Below are 20785 nucleotides of genomic sequence, written 5' to 3'. Positions count from 1 at the left end.
CACGGCTTGTCTTATGTCTTTTAGAAAGCGGCCAGATCGACCATGGCTGCGTAGATGTGTTCCGGCTGCGGCAGGATCACATCTTCCAGAATCGGCTGGTAGGCCACAAAGGTGTCCATACCCGCTACGCGGCGCACAGGCGCGTCGAGGTCGTGGAAGAGTTCGTCGCTGATGCGTGCGGCGAGTTCCGCGCCAAAGCCCCAACTACGCATGTCTTCGTGGGCAACGATGACACGGTTGGTCTTGCGGACGCTTTCGGCGATGGCCTCAAAGTCATACGGTGAGAGCGAACGGAGATCAATGATCTCTGCCGAGATGCCTTTCTCGCGTTCCAGTTTCTGTGCGGCCTGCAATGCACGCGGCACAACTGCGCCATAGGTGACAACGGTGAGATCGGAACCGGACTTAATCGTCTTCGCTTTGCCAAACGGAATCATGTATTCCGGGCCTGGGTTGGGGCCGCGGCCGTAAGATTCGCGGTAAAGACGCTTGTGTTCCAGGAACAGGACCGGGTCATCGCAACGAATGGCGGTACGCAGCAGACCTGCAAAATCCTGCGCGGAAGACGGCATGACGACGCGGATACCCGGCGTGTGCGTGAAGATGCTTTCGCCCGACTGCGAGTGATAAATGGAACCGCCGGTCAGGTAGCCACCGATGGGAACGCGGATAACCAACGGAGCAGAGTGGTTGCCGTTGGAGCGCCACCGGAAGTTCGAGAGCTCATTACGCATCTGGTGCACGGCGGGCCAGATGTAATCGAAGAACTGAATTTCAACGACCGGCTTCAGGCCGCGTGCGGCCATGCCAATGGCGCGTCCCACGATGTTTGCTTCTGCAAGCGGCGAGTTGAAGACACGGTCCGAACCGAAGTCGGTCTGCAGGCCAGCAGTGATCTTGAAGACGCCGCCCTTGCCTTTGAGTTCACCGGATTTCAAGTGCAGATCGCGCGTGGCGTCGGCTACGTCTTCACCGAAGATGACGATGCGTTCGTCACGCGCCATCTCGTAATGCAGGGTGCTGTTGATGAGATCCGCGATGGTGCGGTCGACACCGTCAACTGGCTTGGGCACGGTGGAGAAGACGCTCTCCGTGGGAAGCAGGTCTTCTGAATAGACATGCTTCGTGATGTTCTCAATCTTCGGCAGCGGCGCGGCCAGAGCTTCATCGGCAGCGTGGCGGACTTCGTCGTCCACCTCTTTCTTAAGCCGTTGAAGCTGCTCTTCCGTGAGGATGCCTTCGCGCAGCAGCAGCGCCTCGGTCTTCAGGATGGGGTCGCGGAGAGCGTCGGCTTCCAGTTCTGAGGGATGACGATACCAGCGCTCGTCATCGGAAAGCGCATGCGAGTACGGACGGACGACGTGGCCGTGAACAAACGCCGGGCCTTTGCCGCTGCGGCAGTACGCAACTGCTTCCTGCATTGCCTCATAGCTGGCAATGGGATCGGTGCCGTCGATTTCCGCGAAATGGAAGTTGGGGAAGTTTGCCACGAGGCGCGAGATGTTGCCGCCGGGCGTGTTCGCCTCAACCGGCGTGGAGATGGCATAGCCGTTGTCCTCCACCACAAACAACACGGGAAGCTTGGCGTTGGACGCGGTGTTCAGCGCTTCCCAGAACTCGCCCTGCGATGTGGAGCCTTCACCCACCGAGGTGTACACCACTTCGTCGGCGTGGAAGTCAACGTCTTTGAAAGCGCGATAGTCGCCGGGGCCGTAGTTCCCTTTTGCAGTCTCTGGATGGTGGCTGAAGTAGCGACCTGCCTCAGCACAGCCGACGGCGTGGAGAAGCTGCGTGGCCGTGGCGGAAGAGGGTGACATGAGGCGCAGCGGTTTGGAGGTCCAGTGCGACGGCATTTGGCGGCCACCGCTGCCGGGATCGTCTGCTCCGACCGCCTGCAGAAGCTGATCCTTCACCGTCTGGCCGACGGCAAGGGCGAATGCGCGATCGCGATAGTAGGGGAAGAACCAGTCGTAACCCGGCTTCAGTGAGAGGCCTGCGGCGACGAGGAGCGCTTCATGGCCCGCGCAGGAGATCTGGAAGAATATCTTCTGCTGGCGTTTGAGCAGGATTTCGCGATCATCTGTCTTCCGCGAAAGGTACATCAGGCGGAAGAAATGAATCAGCTGTTCCGGCAAGAGCGATCCGAGTGCGCTCTGTGAAGACTTGAGTGGTGCGTTCGCGCGTGTTGCCATCGCTTTCCGGCCTGCCATCCTTACCTGCTGGAATCAGCGGATCGCCGGCGCGAGGGCACAACGTTCCCTGTTGATTGTACTGCTGTTGGGCGACGCGCGCTCAAGCGTGGAAATCGTTGGCCGATAAGGGCAGTGTCGCAATGTGAAACGGCCGTGGCTGTTTCTGACACAGTATTGACCCTGAACAGCGAGGCACCATGTCCGTTAGAACCGGTTTGCGCCGGGCGATCCCTTCTGCCCTGATGACGTTGATGCTGGCCGCATGGCTTTTACCTGCGGTGACCGCACAAACGGTCTCACCCCTGGCTGCAACGGCGCAACGCAAGATGCTGGTGGTGTATCGCGACGGCACGATACCGGCAGACGCGGACAGCATGGCGCAGCGAGCCGGTGGATGGATGCTGCGCAAGCACGCACGCTTTGGAGCCGCTGTGGTGAGCGGCACGGCAGCCTCAGAATCGACGTTGCGAAGAGATCCGAATGTTGAGTACGTGGTGGAAGATCGTCCTGTCACGGCGAGCCAGTTGCAGGTACGCGCCACGGATGCGAACCAGGTCAATGCGCCGTCCGTGCATGCCTCTGCGCCAACACTCGCTATGCCGTCGGATGGCCCGGACACGTTCTATACCAACTCGCCGCAGGGGTGGGCGGTGCGCGTGGTGGGCGGTGGCATTGCCGGTGGCTCGGCGACAGGTCCGTGGGCCACGTCCACAGGCAAGGGTGTGCGCATTGCGGTGCTGGACAGTGGCGTGGACCGTACGCACCCGGACATTGCGCCGAATCTTCTGCTGAACATCAGCGAGATTGACCAGACGCAGCAACCCAGCGCCTGCGATGATGGGTCGCCGCAGGATCAGAGTGGCCACGGAACGTGGGTGGCGTCGCTGGCCGCAGGTGCTGCCGGGAGTACCACCGGATTGACCGTGGGTGTTGCGCCGGGGGCATCACTCCTGAATGTGAAGGTGCTGCAACGGCTGCCGGGAGCAGGATCGACCACGACAGAACAATGTACGAATGGTCAGCCCTCCGGAATGCTGTCGTGGGTGCTTCAGGGCATTGATGATGCGATTGCTCAAAAGGCAGACGTCATTGTGTTGAGTATGGCCGTGACGCTGGATCTGTATAGCGGTGATGCGGCGGGATTGAAAGCGAGTTTTGACCGCGTGACCCATGCAGCCAGCGAAGCAGGGGCGATACTGGTGGCTGCGGCAGGCAATGATGCGTTCAACTTTGCTAATACACGCTATGTTTCCTATCCGGCACAGTCGCGCGATGTATTGGCGGCAGTCGCCTCAACGAACCCGGATTGTGCGGAAGACCTGATTGCAGGGGATGCGTGTGCGGCCGGACTGGTGACCGTGCCGTATTACAGCAACTACGGCGCGCCTTTAAACGCTGTTGCAGCACCCGGTGGGAGCTATCCGCAGGGAGGCAACTATGCCATTTCAGGATGGGTGCGGGGAGCATGCGCGACAGGCTTACCCAATACAACCGATGGCTTGCCCGCTGTCAGCGGACGCTCCTTCGGCTGCTTTAATCTTGGGCACATCGGATACATGCAGGCCATTGGCACGAGTGCATCCGCACCGCTGGTGGCAGGTGTAGTGGCACTGGTGAAGGCGACGCATCCGGACTGGAATGCCGCCACCATTGTTGCGGCAGTGCGCGCATCCGCCGTGCCAACGGCAACGATGCCGTATGGCGTGGTGAATGCAGCAACTGCACTGGCTTACAAACCGTGATGCCTACTGCCGCATCCGGTTTTTTACGGACTTTGCCAGCTTCTCAATTTCATCTGCCTGCCGGATGACCTCAATGGAGAGTTCATCCTTGCGGGTCTGATCCACTGCGACTTTCAATTGCTGCGCCTTCGCCAGAAGCTCCTCGGCGTCCGCAAGCATCTTCTTCTGGCGATCGGTTGCAGCCAATTGCGCCTGTGAATTTGCCATTTTTTTCATTGCGACCGTTTCGATGTTCTGCGCGCGGGCCGAGTTCATCGAAACGGTAATCAATACACCCACAGCAAATGCTGCGAAATGAATGTACCTCAACATCCCACACCATCCACACAATGGTCCGTAACGGCGGCACATCTTCGTCGTCATGCGGTCCCCCAGGTGCGCGTGCTAGTTGCGCATCTGGTCCTTCACCTGGCGCGCCAGCCGGGCAATCTCATCGAGTCGTTTCTGGTCCTCCGGGGTTGCTTCGCGCCCCTGAAGATCCGCTCGAAGCTGTTGCGTCAGAGCCAGCAGCCGATTGGCGTTGTCCACCATACGCTTCTTTCGCTCCAGTTTGCGAACTTCATCCCGGCGATGAACCACGGCGGGGTCCAGGTCTAATCCGTTTTCATCCACGGTGCTGCGCGGCAGCCCTGAATTGGCAGGGTTGGCAGGGTTGTAAGCCGTGCCAGGATTGCCCGTTGCATTCGCAGGATTACTGTTGCTCTGCGCCGCAACCGGAACAGAGAATGCAGCCACGCATCCGAACAAGAGCAGCCGTGCCGTTATCGTCATAGGGACACCCTCTCCTGCGGGAGTATGCGAATAGGTTGCAGCGCCCGGGTCTGTGCGCCATTCTTAAAGAGATCAGGGTTGCTGGTTTGGCCTGATTGTACCCCCGGCGGCATCTGCCGCAAGAAGGACATTTTGAGCATGATGCCTCTTTTCGCTCTTCTCCTGGCGGCTGCCACCAAGCAACCGGCAGAGTCCCATCCTCCGGAAACGTTCCACGATCTGGGACAGAGCTGGCACGCCGACATTGTGGACTTCGTTCGCTCTGACGTGCCGAAACTCGTCGTCATCCTGCTGATGGCGTTTGTGCTTCAGTACATCGTCACGTTTTTTGTGAAGCGCATGCGCCGCATTGCCGACGCGTATCCCGGAACCCAGCGGGCATCGCAGTTACGGACAATGGCGGCGATCCTGCGCGCCACTTGCTATGGCCTGATCGGCTTCATTGCCCTGCTGCAGATCCTGCAGTTGTTCAACATTGACCTGAAGCCGCTTCTGGCTTCCGCCGGTGTGGTGGGCCTGGGTATTTCTTTTGGCGCGCAGAGCATGTTCAAAGACATGTTGAACGGCGTCTTCATCCTGGTGGAAGACCAGTTCAACGTGGGCGACGTGGTTACGATCGCCGGGTTGACCGGAACGGTGGAGGACCTGACGCTTCGCTCGACAACGTTGCGATCCGGCGATGGCACCCTGAACTTTATTCCGAATTCGCAGATCGCAACCGTGTCCAATCTCTCGCGAGAGTATTCCGTTGCAACCCTGAATGTGGCAGTGGATGCATCCGCCGATCCAGACCGGGTGATGGCCGTGCTCAAGACAGTCGCCATGGAAGTGCGGAAGGATGATGAGTTTCAGGATGTTGCCATTGCCGATCCGGACATCCTCGGTGTGGACAAGATCAATGGGCGCGAGGTGATTTACCCCGTCAACATTCGCGTCAAGGCAAACAAGAAAGACCCCATCCTTCGCGCGCTTCGGCGCAGGGTGCTGCTGGCATTTGATAAAGAAGGCATCCCGCTGGGCCTTCCAACCACCAGCACGGTTGTCATGCAGGCGAAGGGCGATCCGACATTGGCGCAGCCTCCTGTTTCGATCACGGGAAACTAGCGTTTCCAAGAGTGTGGGAGCGGCAGGATGAAATCTGCTGCTCCCACGAATCGCTGATTTGGGCAACTCTCTAGTCCCGGTATCCGGAAGCTTTAGTGGATCGCCAGAGCCGCTTCTTCCGTTGCGCAGTTCAGTTGCGCAGCTCCCTTTGTCTGCGCTGCCTTGACCTCTTTGATCGCAGCCCTGACGTCAGCACGAAATTCCGGATTCGCGTGTAAACGGGCGACTGTTGCGGCCCCCATGATCCGTCCAGCATCGACGTCGCTTTGCCAATGTGCATCGCAGATCACGCGGCTTTGACCAAATTCGATCCCGCGCTTCAACAAGATATTCTCGCGGTCGGGATTGATCTCAGCCAGCACAAGCGCCCATGCCCAACCGACTGCAGTATGGCCGGAAGGATAGGAGCCGTCATTGCGTAACAACGGTTCCTGTTCTGGAAAGCAGGTGCCTTCATCATGAACAACGAACGGACGTGTCCGGTTGTAAGTGTTCTTGACGCCATAGGTGGACAAGCCTGCATCCGTGAGAACTCGTTCCATCAGACGATAGAGGTGCGGCGTGGTTTTCTCGTTGATTGCCATGCCCATCGCACAGGAAAAGTTCTTCGCAGGCTGCGGGAACCTCAGGTCTGCATCCAGTCGTGCCAATTCGTCGCGCGGTGTGCCGCGGAGCGGAATGGTTGCTGTCCTTGCTTCCTCGTCGCGAGCCAATGCAGCGCTTCCAGCAGCAGGCGGCGGCCCGAGCAGATCAAGGCTGTTCGGCAGCTCTTTCGGCGGCAGGTATCCGGGAGCAAGCTTGAAATGTGGGTCCGTGACTTTCGGCGCCGGGGCGCTTTGCGCTGCTGTTGGAAGTGCGCTCCCCAAACTTACCGCGAAGACTGACAGAAATGCTGTTTTGTAAAGATTCAATCGCACGAGGGAAAACTCCTGTGTCAAAAAAAACATTTGACGAAAACGCTGCGAATCGACTTTCGACGCGGAGTCTAACACGGTAAAAACTCGTATAAACCAGTCAATATTGACAGTTGAGCAGGTAACACGAGCGGTACTCTCAATGGCACTTGATTACGAAACATCCCGCGCGATGCTGCGGTCTGATCTAAACCTTGCGCGCCAACACCAGGGTGATGTCGTCCGGCTGTTCGGCGCCACCGATCCATGCGTCCAGCGCTGCCATCACTTCGGTTGAGATGACTTCCAGCGGCTGATCACGGTTGGCGCGGACCACATCCAACAGGCGGTCTTCGCCAAACTCGCCGAAATCATTTTCCGGCTCGGTCACACCATCGGAATACGCAATGAGCAGGTCGCCGCTTTCTAACTGCACGGTCTCCTGGTCGTAGCGCATACCATCCATCAGGCCGACCACGGTGCCACCCTTATCAAGTGCGCGTACGCTGCCATCCGGCTTCATCACAAAGGGCGGAAGCTGCCCCGCATTGGAATACGTGAGGCGTCCGCTGCGGTCGTCATAGTGCGAGAGGAACAGCGTCGCGTACTTTTCCGGCTGCGTCGAACGGTAGAGATGGCGATTGAGAAGCGCCAGGATACGTGCAGGCGATTCAAAGAGTTCTCCGCATTCCAGCGACAGCTGATGCGTGACGCTGCGGGCTTCTTCGGCGAACAGCTCTTCGCTGGCAAAACGATAGGCACGCACGGCCGCATGAAGCGTCGACATCAGCAACGCTGCAGAGATGCCTTTGCCGCTGATATCGCCAAGCGCCAGCCCCATGCCAGTGACTTTCCTGGGCTGATCCGGATCGTCATGAAAGATCAGGAAGTCATAGTAATCGCCGGAAACCGTGCGAGCCGGGCGGCTGAGGCCATGAAGCTGCAGTGATGGGATACCGGAAAGCGAATGCGGAAAGAGGTTGGCCTGCACCTCATGCGCAATGCTGAGTTCACTCTGCATGCGCTCCTTTTCCTTCTGCTCTTCAATCAGCCGGCCCAGCGACCACGCCATACGATTAAACGATCGTCCCAGGTCTGCAAGCTGGTCGTCCTGCTGCACATGGATGCGATGCGACAGGTCGCCACTGTCAATGGAAAGCGTTGCCGCATACAGGTCTTCCACTGAGCTGGTCATGGAGCGCGTCAGGCGCATGGCAACGTAGAACGCAAATATCTCCAGCAACGCGAAGATGATGCAGACTGCGATGAAGGAGAACCGAACTGCGTCGGTAATGGAGTTGGTTAGACCCGCGCCAAAGAGCTGCTGGAAAAGCACAGAGGGGCGCGAAGTGACGACCAGAGGCACCGGTCGTATCTCGCCACCTTCCCAGTTCAGGACCGGCAGCCGCGAGCGAAACACCACCTGGTAATCCAGCAGGTTGACAGACGTCGGGCGCACGCCACCGGCAAGCCGCTGCTGCTTTGTGTTGGAACGCACGCTGCCGGATGCCGCATCTTCCACCACCCCAGGCAGCAACGTCACCTGTCCCAGCCCCTTGGCCACGTTGGAGAGCAGCGGTTGCGTAACAGGCATGCTTCCAATCACGGTGATCATGTGGTCTTTACCCGCGGCCACGCGATCCACCACGGCCATGTACAAGACACCGCCGTCTTCCGCGAAGACTTTGAGCTGTCCGCCGCGACGTTGTTTAATCCACGGCGACAGGCGCATGGGACTGCGCGCATTGCCCATGAAATCGCGAAACTCTATCTCCTGATCATCCAGGTACACCGAACGCTGTCGAAGTCCCGGAGGACGCGCAACCTGGGACGGCGTTGCTCCTGCGGGCTGTCCCACAGGCTTCGGAGTGGTTGTGGTAGCGGCGCGCCCCCCTGCAGCAGTGCTCTGAGTCCGCCCCTCATCTCTCCCCTGTCCCAGATCGGCGGCTGTTGCTCCCTGTTCCACGCGGTGCGCAAGAGAAAATGCGAAGCCCGCATCGCTGGTACCCATGTTGTCCAGTTGGAGCTGCAGATGTTGCGATGCCAGATGGACCGCAAACTGCCCTGCCGCCACATAGGCAGAGAGGAACACCAGCGTGCAGAAAAGCACGACCGGCGTGAGACCAATCAGCAGGTAGGTAAGAATCAGCTTGTTTCTCAGCCGCCACAGCAAGCCGTGTTTCGTCGCGCGGTATAGGTAAGGCACGGTCACAATCAGCGTGACAGCCAGTGCACCCCAACGAAGAAGAAATGTCCGATCACCCAATGTCCCCGGAAGAAATGCCAGAACGATCAGCAGCGCAGTGATACCCCACAGGATCCGCAGATACAAAGGAAAATGCGAAACATTTGCAGAGAGAGGCGCGCTCGTGGTGGCGTAGAGCGGGTCAGACATGCTGTTCTGCTGGCGCGGACGAAGGATCAGCGGCATGCCTTACGACTCCTTCCGTGCCTGCAGAGCAGCCACACGCATTGCGTACCGTGTTGCAGAGAAATGTGCCCCCGCCAGCAGCAGCAGGCCGCTCAGAAATGCCCAGAGCATCAGACCCACCGAGATGTAAAACGGTCCGTAGACATTTTCAAGATCGAGATGCGGCAAAGTGAAGATATACAGATACTTTGCCCCTTCCCAGAGCAATCCCGTCACAATCGCCGTTGGAAGTACAGCCCTTGCGGGAATTTTGCGATTGGGCAGAATCCAGTAGATCAGGAAAAAGATGCCAATGGAACTGATGGTGGCCACAACGCTGAGAAACCCGCTCGACAGTGCGGTGTAAAACACGTTGTTGGTATGGCCAAAGAACACGAAACCGAGTACGGCTTTCTGCGCCGTCGACATGGCCACCGAAAACATGGCAAGCAGGCCAACAGAGACTGCCAGTCCCAGCGAAACAACCTGGTTACCAAGATAACTGCGGTTCTTTGGAGCTCGCCACACGTTGTTCAAAGCCACTTCCAGCGGCAGAAACACGCCCGTGCTGCTGACGAACAACATGATCACCGAGAAGATCTGCACGCCCTTGTGAGGATGGGCCAGCAGATTCATGTTGCGCATCACGAAGTCCTGCCCTGTTGGCAGGTAGCTGTGCATCAGTTCGCCGACAACATTCGCCATCTGCTGCGAATGGAAAACATTGCGCGACAGCGTGAGCAACAGAACGATAAATGGGAACAGCGACAGGATCACGTTAGCGGCGACAGAAAAGGCGTAGGTATGCACGTCTGTCTGTGTCAGATAACGCAGCAGTTCCATAAATTGTGCCGCGGAGCCGCCCTCCACCGGATCGGGCCAAAGCTCTCGCTCGCCAGGTGCTTCACTGAGCTTACTGAGCTTTTCCGCTGCCTCCGCCGGCACGGGTTCGCTTGCGTTTTCCTGCGGCGTGATGAACGGCATAGGGGCTGGTCTGCCGGCTCCTGGAAAGGCGGTTGGAACGATGCTAGCAGAGGCGGTGTCGCGGATGCTCGCATATCGTGGTTTAGCTGCAAACCTTTCGGATTGAGACGTGTAAGCGTCAGAAATAGCTGAGTCGCCGCCTATTGGCTCGCGAAGGTGATAGGCTCGTCGGCACCATGCTCCCCCACTCTCGCATTGCGCTCTCCCGCCGTACGTTCCTCACCGGAATGGCCGCCGCCGGTTGCGCATATTCGCTGAGAATGCGGAGCCAATCCGTAGAGAACCTTCATTTCAATGTCGCGGAATACGATCGCGACAACATTCTTGCCGCCGCAGCCGAAGCTCTCAGACTGCCGCCGCAGACCATTACGTCTCTGCCTGCGCCTAAGAAGCTGGCAAGTCCTCATGTGTATTTTTCGGAGGACACTGAGTGGTTCGCCACAGGGGACGATCACTTTGAACATCGCCCTGGGTACTCCAACCCCGCGGCGTTTTCTCAGCATCGCGATGCGCTGGTCCAGATGAATGGCACGGTGGCGGCCTGTGTTGCTGCGTGGCGGCTCACATCAGAAGCGAAGTATGCACAGCATGCCTTAAATCATCTGCGTGCCTGGTTTATCAACGCCGATACCCGCATGGAACCGAATCTCGACCATGCCGCCTGCATTCCGCCTTCCACAAACGGCAGTTATCGCGGTATCGAAGACACCGTGATGCTCGCGGAAACGGCTCGCTGCGCTGCGTTTCTATGCGCCTACAATGGCGCGGCAACGGACGAGGAAGCTGCCGCTCTGCGCCAATGGTTTACCGACTTCGCTACATGGATGAACGAGAGCAAACCGGGCTTCATTGCACGCGAGATGAAGGATCGCACCGCCATTTGCTGGACGCTGCAAGCCGCGGAGATGGCGCGCTTCACACGCAATGGCGCACTGCAACTGGATTGCCTGCATCGCTTCCGCGACAAGTTGCTGCGCGAAATGAATCTTGATGGTCAGTTCCCCCTGGAACTCCATGGCCCCGATGCTTATGCCGCCTCCATCTTCACGCTGGATTGCCTGTCGATGACATGCGAGGCGGTTTCTTCGCCGTTGGATCGTCTGTGGGACTTCAATCTGCAGGATGGACGCGGCATGCGATCGGCAGCAGCATGGCTGTTTCCGGTGCTGCTGAACCGTGGCGCATGGAAATTTCCCTCGGACGCGGAACACTTCACGGACTGGCCCGTGCGACAGCCGAGTCTTCTGCTTGCAGGGCGTGCATACAGCCGTTCGGAATACATTGCGTTGTGGAAGCGTTTGCCCATAAAACCGAAGAAGCCAGAGTTGCTGCGAACGTTTCCCATGCGGCAGCCCGCACTCTGGACGGTACGTCCTCCTGCTTGAAGGCTGCCAAATCATTTAGTTTGTTTGCATGGCCCTTGCCCCAAAGTTGCGCCGCCTGTCTTTCCCCTGCACCTTGATGTTCAGTGTCACGGCTTTCTCGCAGATGGCGCTGATCCCTACGCCGCGCGAGGCCAACGCTGTTCGCACGATTCCTCTTTCGCAGGGTGTCAGCATTATCTGCTCCGCGTGCAATGCGGACGACACCTTTGCGGTGAACGAACTCACGCGCCAGCTACGTGACAGCAACATTGTGGTTACGACATCCGGTTCGGCGCACATCACGTTACTGCGCTCTGGCAGCGACGCAGGCAGGCAGGCGCTGAGTTCCGCACATATTGCATGGTCGCCCGAGATGCAGGAAGAGGGGTATGCCATTGTTCCCGATGCATCGGGCATCAGTGTTGTGGCCGCGACGTCTACCGGCGTGTTCTATGGCGCAATGACAGCGAAGCAACTCGTCAGTGGCAGTGGCAACACGGCAACCTTGCAAACGGCCAGCATCCGCGATTGGCCAGCGATGAAGTATCGCGGCCTGCATGATGATCTTTCGCGCGGGCCGGTGCCGACCCTTGCGTTTCAGAAGGAGTTGATCCGTAAGCTGGCGTCGTACAAGGTGAATGTCTATTCGCCGTACTTTGAGAACACAATGCAGTATCGCAGTGAGCCGCTGGCCGCGCCGCCCGGAGGCTCCATTACACCGGAGCAGGCACGCGAACTGGTTGCCTACGCTGCGCAATATCACATCACCGTCATCCCTGAGCAGGAAGCGTTTGGCCATCTGCATTACATGCTGAACCAGGAGATGTATGCGCCGCTGGCCGAGACGCCACATGGGCATGTACTGGCGCCGGGACAGCCTGGCTCCGTTGAACTGACAAAACGCATGTACAGCGAGCTTGCTGCGGATTATCCTTCGCCACTTCTGCACATAGGCGCAGATGAAACGGTGGAGCTGGGCAAGGGGCAGACAAAAGCAGCAGTGGATGCGCAGGGACTTGGGCCTGTGTACCTGGACTATCTGCAGAAGACCGTCGCCGCGCTGAAGCCACTGAATCGCCGCTTTCTTTTCTGGGGCGACATTGCCATGAAGGAGCCTGCGTTGCTGAAAACGCTGCCGCAGGACTTCAAACAACAGACGATTGCCGTGGGTTGGGAATACAACCCGCATACCAGTTTTGCTCCGTGGATTAAGCCGTATACCGACGCCGGGATGGAATGCTGGGTGGCGCCGGGAGTGAACAACTGGAGCCGCGTGTGGCCCAACTTCAACAATGCTCTACCGAACATTCAGCAATTCACCGCGCAGGGACAGGCCAGCGGTTGCACCGGGCAGCTGAACACGCTATGGGAAGACGATGGCGAAGCGTTGTTCAACAACAACTGGTATGCCCTGCTGTTTGGTGCGCAGGCCGCATGGCACAAGGGTGAAAGCTCCATCCCGCAATTTCAGGACAGCTTTGCGCAGGTGTTCCACGGCGATGCAACCGGCAAGGTCAATGAAGCGCAGAAAGAGTTGATGGCTGCGCATGCTGTGTTGAAGAACGGCTTCAAGACAAGCGATGCTTCTGACCTGTTGTTCTGGATTGATCCGTGGAGTGCGGACGGCCAGATTTACGCGCCTAAGATTCGACCGTATCTGCACGAACTGCGCATGCATGCGGAACAGGCGATTGTGCTGATGGCACAGGCCCGTAACGCTGCAACACTGCGCGAACAGGATGCCCTGGATGCCATGGAACTGGGTGCGCGGCGCATGGATTTGATTGGACTGAAGTTTCAACTGACCGACGAGATGGCAACGACATATAGCAATGCCTATCGCCTGCAGACGGCGAAAGACAAAGACAGCCGCACAGAAGTATCGCGCGATCTGAATGACATCAATGCCGTAAATGGCAAGTTGCAGGATTTGCGCAACCAGTATTCACTGATGCGCGATCTGTATGAGGCCGCATGGTTAAAAAGCAATCGCCCCTACTTCCTTCGCAATAACCTTGCACGGTATGACTACACGCTGAACACATGGCTCAGCCGCATTGATAAAGTGCGTTCCGCGCAACGGCAGTGGGACCGCACGCAAACCATTCCTCCGGCATCTGAGATTGGACTGCCCGCGCCGCCTGCGCCTGGAGCTCCGCAATGACTGACGAAACAAAACTCGCATCCGGCACACGCCCGAAAGCCATCGCAGCGAAAACGCTGATTACGCCGCACTCGGTTATCCATGATCCGCTGCTGATTCTGGAAGGTGGCAAGGTGCAACAGGTGACCTCGCTGAAACACGACGTGTTGCCGGACGGCGCGCTGTATCTTCCGGATGCAACGCTCAGCGCTGGATTCTTTGATGTTCACGTGCATGGCGCGGGTGGACGCGATGTGATGGAAGGCACGCCGGAAGCCATTGATACGGTGGCACGCACGCTTGCACGCTACGGCACCACGCAGTTCCTTGCGACAACGGTCACCGCTGGCGTGGATCACACGCTCCATGCACTGGAAGCCATCGCAAATGCGATTGAATCTGCTGCATCGGAGCACGGTGCAGAGATCCTCGGAATCCACCTGGAAGGGCCGTTCCTTTCGCATGAAAAACGCGGCGTACATAATCCGGAGTTGCTGGAGAGACCCTCTGTCATCCTCTTCGATCGTTTTCAGGACGCAGCACGCGGTCATATCAAACTCATGACCGTTGCCCCTGAATTGCCCGATGCAGAGGAGATGATTGCGCACGCAAGTCAGCAAGGTGTCCGCATCAGCCTGGGACATAGCGATGCTGTGGCCAGGCAGGCGCGTGCAGGCATTGCGGCGGGCGCGGTTAGCGCCACGCACACCTTCAACGCGATGCGCGGACTGACTCAACGTGAACCGGGCATGCTGGGCGTTGTGCTGGACACGAAGGATTTGTATGCGGAGTTGATCTGCGACGGCATTCACACCACACCAGAGGCCGTCCGTCTATGGTTCCGCATGAAGGGTGAGGAGCGCGCCATGCTGGTCACAGACGGCATGGCCGCCACCGGCATGCCCGACGGCGAGTACCTGCTGGGCGACATGAACGTTCAGGTGAAGGACGGCGTTGCCATGTACTCAGGCGTGCTTGCAGGGTCGGTGCTGACGATGGACCGTGCCGTGGCCAACGTGCAGACATTCACTGGATGCGGGCTGGATACAGCCGTCCGCCTGGCCTCACGCAATCCCAAGCAGATGCTGCACCTGCCTTTGGACGAAGCTGCGGCCAGTTTCAATGTCTTCAACGCCGCAGGAAGCCGCGTGGGAACCATCCTGCGCGGAGAGGTTCTGTAACAGCGATAACGCCTGTAGACTCGAAGGCATGCCGACGCGGCTTCATGCCTTCGATCTGGGACTGATTGTCCTTTACCTGATTGCGATTACCCTGTTTGGCCTGCGCTTCCGTAAGCCTACAGACACATCGTTGTCGTCGTACTTTCTTGCAGCACGCAGTGTGCCGTGGTGGGCCATAGCGCTCTCCATCGTGTCCGCGGAAACCAGTACGCTGACCATCATCAGCGTGCCGGGCATTGCCTTTGGCGGCAACTTTACCTTTCTGCAGCTTGTGTTCGGCTACATGATCGGGCGATTGCTGATCTGCATCCTGTTTCTGCCGCGCTACTTTGATGGTGAGTTGTTCACCGCGTATCAACTCATTGATCGCCGCTTCGGGCCGGTGCTGCATAAGGTTACTGCGGGACTCTTTCTGTTGACGCGTGCGGCAGCAGAAGGCGTGCGTGTCTATGCCGTCAGCATTGTTGTGGGGATTGCGATTGGCACAAATGACATTGCCAGCATTGTCATCATCAGCATGTTGACGCTTGCGTATACGTTTGAAGGTGGCATGGCGGCGGTCATCTGGACCGACGTGGTGCAAATGTTCCTCTACATCGCCGGAACCATCATCGCCCTGTTCACGCTGGGTGCAAAGGTAGACGGCGGATGGGCTACGGTTCATGCCGTCACCAGCGCAGCGCATAAGTTGCAGCTATTCGACTTCACCGTGAACCTGACCTCGAATTACACGTTCTGGGCTGGTGTGATTGGCGGCGCATTCCTGACAATGGCTTCGCACGGTACCGATCAGTTGATGGTGCAGCGACTGCTTGCTGCAAAGAATCTGCGTGAGGCGCGTGTCTCACTGTTGGCCAGTGGCGGCGTTGTGTTTCTGCAGTTCACGCTGTTCCTGCTGATTGGCGCGGGCCTGTATGTGTTCTATGGTCAGCATCCGGCGCTTCTCACGGTGCATGGTTCTGATCGCCTCTTCCCCGCATTCATCGTGCAGCAGATGCCAACAGGTGTTGCGGGATTGTTGATCGCGGCCATTCTTGCAGCGGCGATGTCGAACCTGTCCGCAGCGTTAAATTCCCTGTCGTCCACAACCATCGTGGACTTCTACATGAAACTGCGGCCGAATGCATCGGATGCAAAACGCAATCTGCTTTCGCGCACGGCCACGCTCATTTGGGCCGTGGTGTTGGTGGCAATTGCTATCTATTCGGTGAAGGTCGGCGGTAAGGGGCACGTGGTCGAGATGGGATTGTCCATTGCATCGGTTGCATATGGTGCGTTGCTCGGCGTCTTTCTGCTGGGCACCCTGACGCGTTATGCAACACAGTTTGGAGCGACGATTGGCATGATTGCCGGGTTCGCCTTCAACCTTGCGCTGTATCTGCCGAAGATACTTCCCATCTCTCCCATTCACATTGGAGGCTTCTCCCTGTCTGACATTGCATTCACCTGGTATGTGCTGCTTGGCTCGGTTGTGACGTTTGTTGTGGGATCACTCTTCAGCCTCATGGGTAAGCCTCGTGCGAAGAGTGTTGCGGCATTGCTGGTGCTTGTGTTTTTTGGCACCGCTTCACTGCATGCGCAGAGTGCGAACTTCTCTGAGATCGATACGCTGATGGCGCAGGCATTGCACGACAAGCTATTGCCCGGAGGCGTGGTTGCCATTGGTAGCAGCGGACGCATTGTCTACGAGAAGACGTATGGCAATCGCGCGGAAGATCCGGCGACTGAGGCAATGACCGAAGACACCATCTTTGACATGGCGTCGTTGTCTAAGTGCATGTCGACTTCAGTTGCCATCATGCAGTTGTATGAACAGGGCAAGCTGCAGTTCGATGATCCGGTGGTGAAGTATCTGCCGGAGTTTGCGGCCAATGGCAAGAGCAGCGTGACCATCCGCGAGTTGCTGACACACTACAGCGGTTTGCGCGAGGATGTGTCGCTGAAGGATGCGTGGAGCGGCAAGGCCGAAGGCGTGAAGCGCGCAATGGAGTCGGACCTGTACGGACCTCCGGGAAAGACCTTCAAGTATTCCGACATCAACTTCATTACACTGGGCGCGATTGTGGAGAAGATCAGCGGTGAGCCGCTGGACGTCTACGCGGCGAAGCATATTTTTTCGCCGTTGAAGATGACGGAGACGGGATACTTCACCCCCCACTGCCCTCACCTGTACTGGGAACCTGCACCTGCCACCTGCCCTGCCGTGACAACTGCCGCGATGCGTGCGCGCATTGCACCCACCGCCCATAACGACGACAAGCCCATGGACGACGACCGAATGCTGCGGGGTGAGGTACATGACCCCACGACTCGGCGGATGGGTGGAGTGGCTGGTCATGCCGGGGTGTTCTCCACGGTGCATGACACCAGCCTGTTTGCGCAGGCGCTGCTGGATCGGCTGGCGGGACGCCCGAGCAGCTTCCCCCTGAAGCAGGAGACGCTGAAGCTCATGTGTCAACCGGAACAGCCCACCGGAGCGAAGGGGCTGCGTGGGTTCGGATGGGATATTGACTCACCGTACTCGCGCCCGCGGGGAACGATCTATCCCGTGGGCAGCTTCGGGCATACCGGCTTTACCGGTACGTCTGTCTGGATGGATCCGCGTAGCGACAGCTATGTGATCCTGCTGGCGAATGCGGTGCATCCGCGCGGACGCAAGCCGATTACGCCGTTGCGTGGCACCATTGCCACGGCTGCGGCCAGGGCGTTGGGGTTGGATCAGCCGCTGCCGGGTAAGATGACGCTCTCCGGCATTGACGTGCTGGAGCGGACCAACTTCCAGGCGTTACATGCTCTTCCAGCCAAGACGCCGGGACACCTGCGGATCGGGTTGCTGACCAACAACACCGGGCTGGACCGCACCGGCAAGCGCACCATCGACGTGCTGTATGCGCAGCGCGGCAACGGTATTGAGCTAACCACACTGTTTGCGCCGGAGCACGGCATCCTGGGTGCCCAGGACAAGGAAGGTCTGGGGAATGCCACGGATGCAGCAACGCATCTGCCCGTGATCTCGCTGTATGGAGCCAAGCTGGCCGACCGCTATCCGAAGGTGGAAGACCTGCAGAAGCTGGATGCTGTGCTGATCGACCTGCAGGATGTTCCGGCGCGCTTCTACACCTACGAGACCGAGATGGGTTACGTGATGGAGTCGGCGGCGAAGGCAGGCACGCAGGTTGTGGTGCTGGATCGGCCGGCGATGACGAGCGGTGTGCAGGTTGTGGGCCCGGTTGCCGATGCGGGTGCGCAGAGCTACATCGATTACATGCAGGAGCCGATGTCGCTGGGGCTGACGATGGGCGAACTCGCCCGGTTCTTCAATGGGGAGAAGCAGCTTGGTGTGAAGCTCAGTGTGGTGAAGATGCAGAACTGGCAGCGCGGACTTTGGTATGACCAAACAGGTTTGCCGTGGGTGAATCCTTCGCCCAACCTGCAGAGCATGTCAGCGGCAACACTGTACACCGGAATTGCGTTCGCAGAGATCACCAACCTCTCCATTGGACGCGGAACGGATGCGGCGTTTGAGCAGGTGGGTGCTGCATGGATTGCTTCCGATGCCGAAGCGAAGAAGCTGGCCGATACGCTGAACGCTCGTGCCATAACGGGTGTGACGTTTGCGCCGGTGACGTTCACTCCGGCCAAGCCATATCCCTTTGCCGGACAGGAGATTCATGGCGTTCGCGCAACTGCCACCGATCGTACGCGCCTTGATGCTCCTGCAATGGGCGCGGAGTTGCTGGCTGCGGTCCATGCGCAATATCCGACGCAGTTCCAATTGGCAAAAGCCCAACGGCTGGTGCTGAACGATGCGACCATCCAGGCGCTTGCGGCGGGAAAAGATCCGCATGACATTGTGGCTGCGTGGGAACCGGAACTCTGGAAGTTTCGCGAAGCCCGGCAAAAGTATCTGCTCTACGGATATCTGCCGGAGTAGGGTTCATCCGCTTATCCGGCGGATGAACCGGCATTTCTAATACCTCTTAGTGTTACCCGAGTTGCTCGCCAGGACCTAAGCCAGATCGACCAACACATCCTCCCCATCCACTCGAACGGGAAACACATCCACATGGCCCTTTTCTTCCGGGCAATTCCCCGTACTCACCTCAAAACCCCACGCATGCCAGGGACAGACCACACGATCCCCCTCCACCCAGCCTTCTCCAAGAGGTCCGTGACGATGCGGGCACCAGTTATCCAGGGCATGCAGTTCCCCACCAATATTTGCCAGGCAAACATCCACGCCCTGCGCTTCAAACTGCCCCACGGTACCCGGCTGCGGCGCATCTCCTGCCGCACACAAACGAACCCACTGCGCCATCCAATACTCCTCATCCCATCCTAGCGAAGCCCGGGCCTGCATTCCTCAAAGCCACAACCTGGGTCCCCGGATACCCGGAAGACAGCCAAAGAAAAAGGCGAGCCCGAAAGCCCGCCTCTCCTCCAAATAGCGCGATCTAGCTGCCGAAATCCACCTTCGGCGCAGATTTCGATCCCGGATCAGCCTGGTAATAAGTCGTCTTCGGCTTGAATCCTGCAATGGAAGCCCACAGACTGTTCGGGAACACCGCAATGGTGTTGTTGTAGTCCAGAATCGCGTCGTTGTACCGCTTGCGCGTTACGGCAATGCGATTTTCTGTACCGGACAGTTCATCCTCCAGCCGCATGAACTGCTGGTTGCTCTTCAGGTCCGGATAGGCCTCCTGCATGCGCGTCAGCGGCAGCAGCGAAACGGACAGGCGATCGTTCGCCGCCAGCTTCTCATCCGGCGTGCGCGCCTGCAGCAGGCCGCTGCGAGCCTCGGCAATCTTGGCCAGGACGTCTGTCTCCACCTTGGCATAGCCCTTCACGCTGGCCACCAGGTTCGGGATCAGGTCTGCCCTGCGCTGCAAGTCCACGTCAATGGCGCTGAACGCCGCATCCACCTGGTTGCTCTTCACTGCTATGGAGTTGCGTGCGGAGATGTAGCTCATCCCCACCAGCGCAACCAGAACCACCAGCACAATGATGCCAATCAGTCCCTTCTTCATCGTTCCCCCGTTCGTTCCTGCTGTTGTATTGCCTTCCAATGTCTTTGCCATAGGTTTACCAGCTACCGCCAGCGCCTCCTCCACCAGAACTGCCACCACCGCCGCCGCTGAAGCCGCCGCCGCCGCCACCCCAGCCACCGCCACCACCGCCGCCCCAACCGGAGTCATCACCACCCCAGCCGCCACGTCGGCCGCCACCCAGCAGGTTGCCCAGGATCATCCCCGTCAGGAAGCCACCGCCTCCGCCGCCGCCATACCGTCCCCCACCGCCGCCGCCACGGCCACCGCGTGAGGCCAGGAAGATGAAGAACAAAATGGCCAGGAAGATAAGAATGCCGGAAATTGGGCTTCCGGAACTGCGCTGTTTGCGGCGATTCGTCTGTAGAGGCTGCGAGGTGGTAAGAGTCACGCCCGCATCCCTGGCAATCACATCCGAAACTTCACCAACCGCCGTACGCAGCGCGCCGTTATAGTTCCCCGCCTTCAGGTCAGGAACCATATCGCGGCCAATGTCGCCGGTCTTGCCGTCGGGCAAGATACCTTCCAGCCCATACCCGATCTCGAACTGGTACTTGTGGTCATCCACGGCAAGGACCAGGACGACACCCCGGTCCTGCCCCTTCTGTCCCGGCTTCCACTTTGCCAGCAGATCATTCGCAAATTCCGCAGGAGAAGCAGCGCCTTCAATCTTGTGAATGACCGCAATAAACATTTGCGCATGCGCCTGCGTATCCAGCGCGCGCAGTTGATCGTTCAGGTCAGATTTCGTGGAATCACTGAGAACGCCCGCGTAGTCGTTCACATATGCCGTGGGCATCGGCATGTCTTTCACGGACTCCGCCACTGCGGGGAGAACCCACCCGATCAGCGCAACCGCAACGACAAAGCCCCAGTACCGCAGGAAGCGTCTAGCCATCACGGTTGATGATACGCCGACGCAGACCAAATGGTTCCATAAACAAGCAGGCGGGCGC

Annotated in this window: 15 protein-coding genes; 6 read left to right on the top strand and 9 right to left on the bottom strand. The window is 58.5% G+C overall.

Annotated features, from left to right (window positions below; all coding sequences use genetic code 11):
- Positions 1–20 precede the first annotated feature (20 nt).
- Entirely contained in the window at positions 21–2192 is a 2172-nt protein-coding gene (locus tag AB6729_RS03250; RefSeq protein ID WP_371080121.1) for a thiamine pyrophosphate-dependent enzyme, read from the bottom strand.
- 197 nt (positions 2193–2389) lie between these two features.
- Between AB6729_RS03250 and AB6729_RS03245 the strand changes: the two genes are divergently transcribed.
- Positions 2390–3934, top strand: coding sequence for a S8 family serine peptidase (locus AB6729_RS03245; RefSeq protein WP_371080120.1), 1545 nt, complete (start codon positions 2390–2392; stop codon positions 3932–3934).
- A gap of 3 nt (positions 3935–3937) precedes the next feature.
- Here the strand turns inward: AB6729_RS03245 and AB6729_RS03240 are convergent, their stop codons facing one another.
- Both AB6729_RS03240 and AB6729_RS03235 read right to left on the bottom strand, forming a co-directional pair.
- On the bottom strand, positions 3938–4246 hold the full coding sequence (locus tag AB6729_RS03240; RefSeq protein WP_371080119.1) for a hypothetical protein: 309 nt from the start codon (positions 4244–4246) through the stop codon (positions 3938–3940).
- Between the two features lie 72 nt (positions 4247–4318).
- A complete protein-coding gene (locus AB6729_RS03235; protein WP_371080118.1) occupies positions 4319–4705 on the bottom strand; it encodes a hypothetical protein in 387 nt (128 codons plus the stop codon).
- 138 nt (positions 4706–4843) lie between these two features.
- Here AB6729_RS03235 and AB6729_RS03230 point away from each other — a divergent pair, with 138 nt between their 5' ends.
- Positions 4844–5809 carry a mechanosensitive ion channel family protein gene (locus AB6729_RS03230; RefSeq protein WP_371080117.1) on the top strand — a complete coding sequence of 322 codons (966 nt, stop codon included), beginning with the start codon at positions 4844–4846 and terminating at the stop codon, positions 5807–5809.
- A 92-nt stretch (positions 5810–5901) separates the two neighbouring features.
- Here AB6729_RS03230 and AB6729_RS03225 read toward each other — a convergent pair whose 3' ends face one another.
- The 3 genes from AB6729_RS03225 to AB6729_RS03215 form a co-directional block, all read right to left on the bottom strand.
- The gene (locus tag AB6729_RS03225; protein ID WP_371080116.1) at positions 5902–6399 is read right to left on the bottom strand and encodes a phosphatase PAP2 family protein; all 498 of its coding nucleotides are present in this window, start codon (positions 6397–6399) and stop codon (positions 5902–5904) included.
- A 511-nt stretch (positions 6400–6910) separates the two neighbouring features.
- Positions 6911–9133, bottom strand: coding sequence for a PP2C family protein-serine/threonine phosphatase (locus AB6729_RS03220; RefSeq protein WP_371080115.1), 2223 nt, complete (start codon positions 9131–9133; stop codon positions 6911–6913).
- 3 nt (positions 9134–9136) lie between these two features.
- The gene (locus AB6729_RS03215) at positions 9137–10096 is read right to left on the bottom strand and encodes a YihY/virulence factor BrkB family protein (protein WP_371080113.1); all 960 of its coding nucleotides are present in this window, start codon (positions 10094–10096) and stop codon (positions 9137–9139) included.
- 176 nt (positions 10097–10272) lie between these two features.
- On the opposite strand from AB6729_RS03215, the gene AB6729_RS03210 reads away from it, so the two are divergent.
- The 4 genes from AB6729_RS03210 (at position 10273) to AB6729_RS03195 (ending at position 18718) form a co-directional block, all read left to right on the top strand.
- A complete protein-coding gene (locus AB6729_RS03210; protein WP_371080112.1) occupies positions 10273–11481 on the top strand; it encodes an alginate lyase family protein in 1209 nt (402 codons plus the stop codon).
- A gap of 103 nt (positions 11482–11584) precedes the next feature.
- Entirely contained in the window at positions 11585–13624 is a 2040-nt protein-coding gene (locus tag AB6729_RS03205; protein WP_371080111.1) for a glycoside hydrolase family 20 zincin-like fold domain-containing protein, read from the top strand.
- On the top strand, positions 13621–14784 hold the full coding sequence (gene nagA / locus AB6729_RS03200; RefSeq protein WP_371080110.1) for an N-acetylglucosamine-6-phosphate deacetylase: 1164 nt from the start codon (positions 13621–13623) through the stop codon (positions 14782–14784). Before AB6729_RS03205 ends, nagA begins: the two co-directional genes overlap by 4 nt.
- Before the next feature lie 28 nt (positions 14785–14812).
- Complete coding sequence (locus tag AB6729_RS03195) at positions 14813–18718, top strand: sodium/solute symporter (RefSeq protein WP_371080109.1); 3906 nt, start codon at positions 14813–14815, stop codon at positions 18716–18718.
- A gap of 75 nt (positions 18719–18793) precedes the next feature.
- Here AB6729_RS03195 and AB6729_RS03190 read toward each other — a convergent pair whose 3' ends face one another.
- From AB6729_RS03190 to AB6729_RS03180, 3 genes are all read right to left on the bottom strand, one after another.
- Positions 18794–19102, bottom strand: coding sequence for a Rieske (2Fe-2S) protein (locus AB6729_RS03190; RefSeq protein ID WP_371080107.1), 309 nt, complete (start codon positions 19100–19102; stop codon positions 18794–18796).
- Between the two features lie 136 nt (positions 19103–19238).
- Complete coding sequence (locus tag AB6729_RS03185) at positions 19239–19862, bottom strand: LemA family protein (protein ID WP_371080106.1); 624 nt, start codon at positions 19860–19862, stop codon at positions 19239–19241.
- A 4-nt stretch (positions 19863–19866) separates the two neighbouring features.
- A complete protein-coding gene (locus tag AB6729_RS03180; protein ID WP_371080105.1) occupies positions 19867–20727 on the bottom strand; it encodes a YgcG family protein in 861 nt (286 codons plus the stop codon).
- Between the last annotated feature and the right edge of the window lie 58 nt (positions 20728–20785).

The organism is Terriglobus sp. RCC_193, assembly GCF_041355105.1.
In the GTDB taxonomy this organism is placed as follows: domain Bacteria; phylum Acidobacteriota; class Terriglobia; order Terriglobales; family Acidobacteriaceae; genus Terriglobus.
Note: the sequence above shows the minus strand (reverse complement) of the source record. Positions and strands in the feature narration are given on the sequence as shown.

Excerpts from the sequence above, each read along its gene's own strand:
- AB6729_RS03250 (WP_371080121.1), bottom strand. The coding sequence starts at position 2,192 with ATGGCAACACGCGCGAACGCACCACTCAAGTCTTCACAGAGCGCACTC.
- AB6729_RS03245 (WP_371080120.1), top strand. The coding sequence starts at position 2,390 with ATGTCCGTTAGAACCGGTTTGCGCCGGGCGATCCCTTCTGCCCTGATG.
- AB6729_RS03240 (WP_371080119.1), bottom strand. The coding sequence starts at position 4,246 with ATGTTGAGGTACATTCATTTCGCAGCATTTGCTGTGGGTGTATTGATT.
- AB6729_RS03235 (WP_371080118.1), bottom strand. The coding sequence starts at position 4,705 with ATGACGATAACGGCACGGCTGCTCTTGTTCGGATGCGTGGCTGCATTC.
- AB6729_RS03230 (WP_371080117.1), top strand. The coding sequence starts at position 4,844 with ATGATGCCTCTTTTCGCTCTTCTCCTGGCGGCTGCCACCAAGCAACCG.
- AB6729_RS03225 (WP_371080116.1), bottom strand. The coding sequence starts at position 6,399 with ATGGGCATGGCAATCAACGAGAAAACCACGCCGCACCTCTATCGTCTG.
- AB6729_RS03220 (WP_371080115.1), bottom strand. The coding sequence starts at position 9,133 with ATGCCGCTGATCCTTCGTCCGCGCCAGCAGAACAGCATGTCTGACCCG.
- AB6729_RS03215 (WP_371080113.1), bottom strand. The coding sequence starts at position 10,096 with ATGCCGTTCATCACGCCGCAGGAAAACGCAAGCGAACCCGTGCCGGCG.
- AB6729_RS03210 (WP_371080112.1), top strand. The coding sequence starts at position 10,273 with ATGCTCCCCCACTCTCGCATTGCGCTCTCCCGCCGTACGTTCCTCACC.
- AB6729_RS03205 (WP_371080111.1), top strand. The coding sequence starts at position 11,585 with ATGGCGCTGATCCCTACGCCGCGCGAGGCCAACGCTGTTCGCACGATT.
- nagA (WP_371080110.1), top strand. The coding sequence starts at position 13,621 with ATGACTGACGAAACAAAACTCGCATCCGGCACACGCCCGAAAGCCATC.
- AB6729_RS03195 (WP_371080109.1), top strand. The coding sequence starts at position 14,813 with ATGCCGACGCGGCTTCATGCCTTCGATCTGGGACTGATTGTCCTTTAC.
- AB6729_RS03190 (WP_371080107.1), bottom strand. The coding sequence starts at position 19,102 with ATGGCGCAGTGGGTTCGTTTGTGTGCGGCAGGAGATGCGCCGCAGCCG.
- AB6729_RS03185 (WP_371080106.1), bottom strand. The coding sequence starts at position 19,862 with ATGGCAAAGACATTGGAAGGCAATACAACAGCAGGAACGAACGGGGGA.
- AB6729_RS03180 (WP_371080105.1), bottom strand. The coding sequence starts at position 20,727 with ATGGCTAGACGCTTCCTGCGGTACTGGGGCTTTGTCGTTGCGGTTGCG.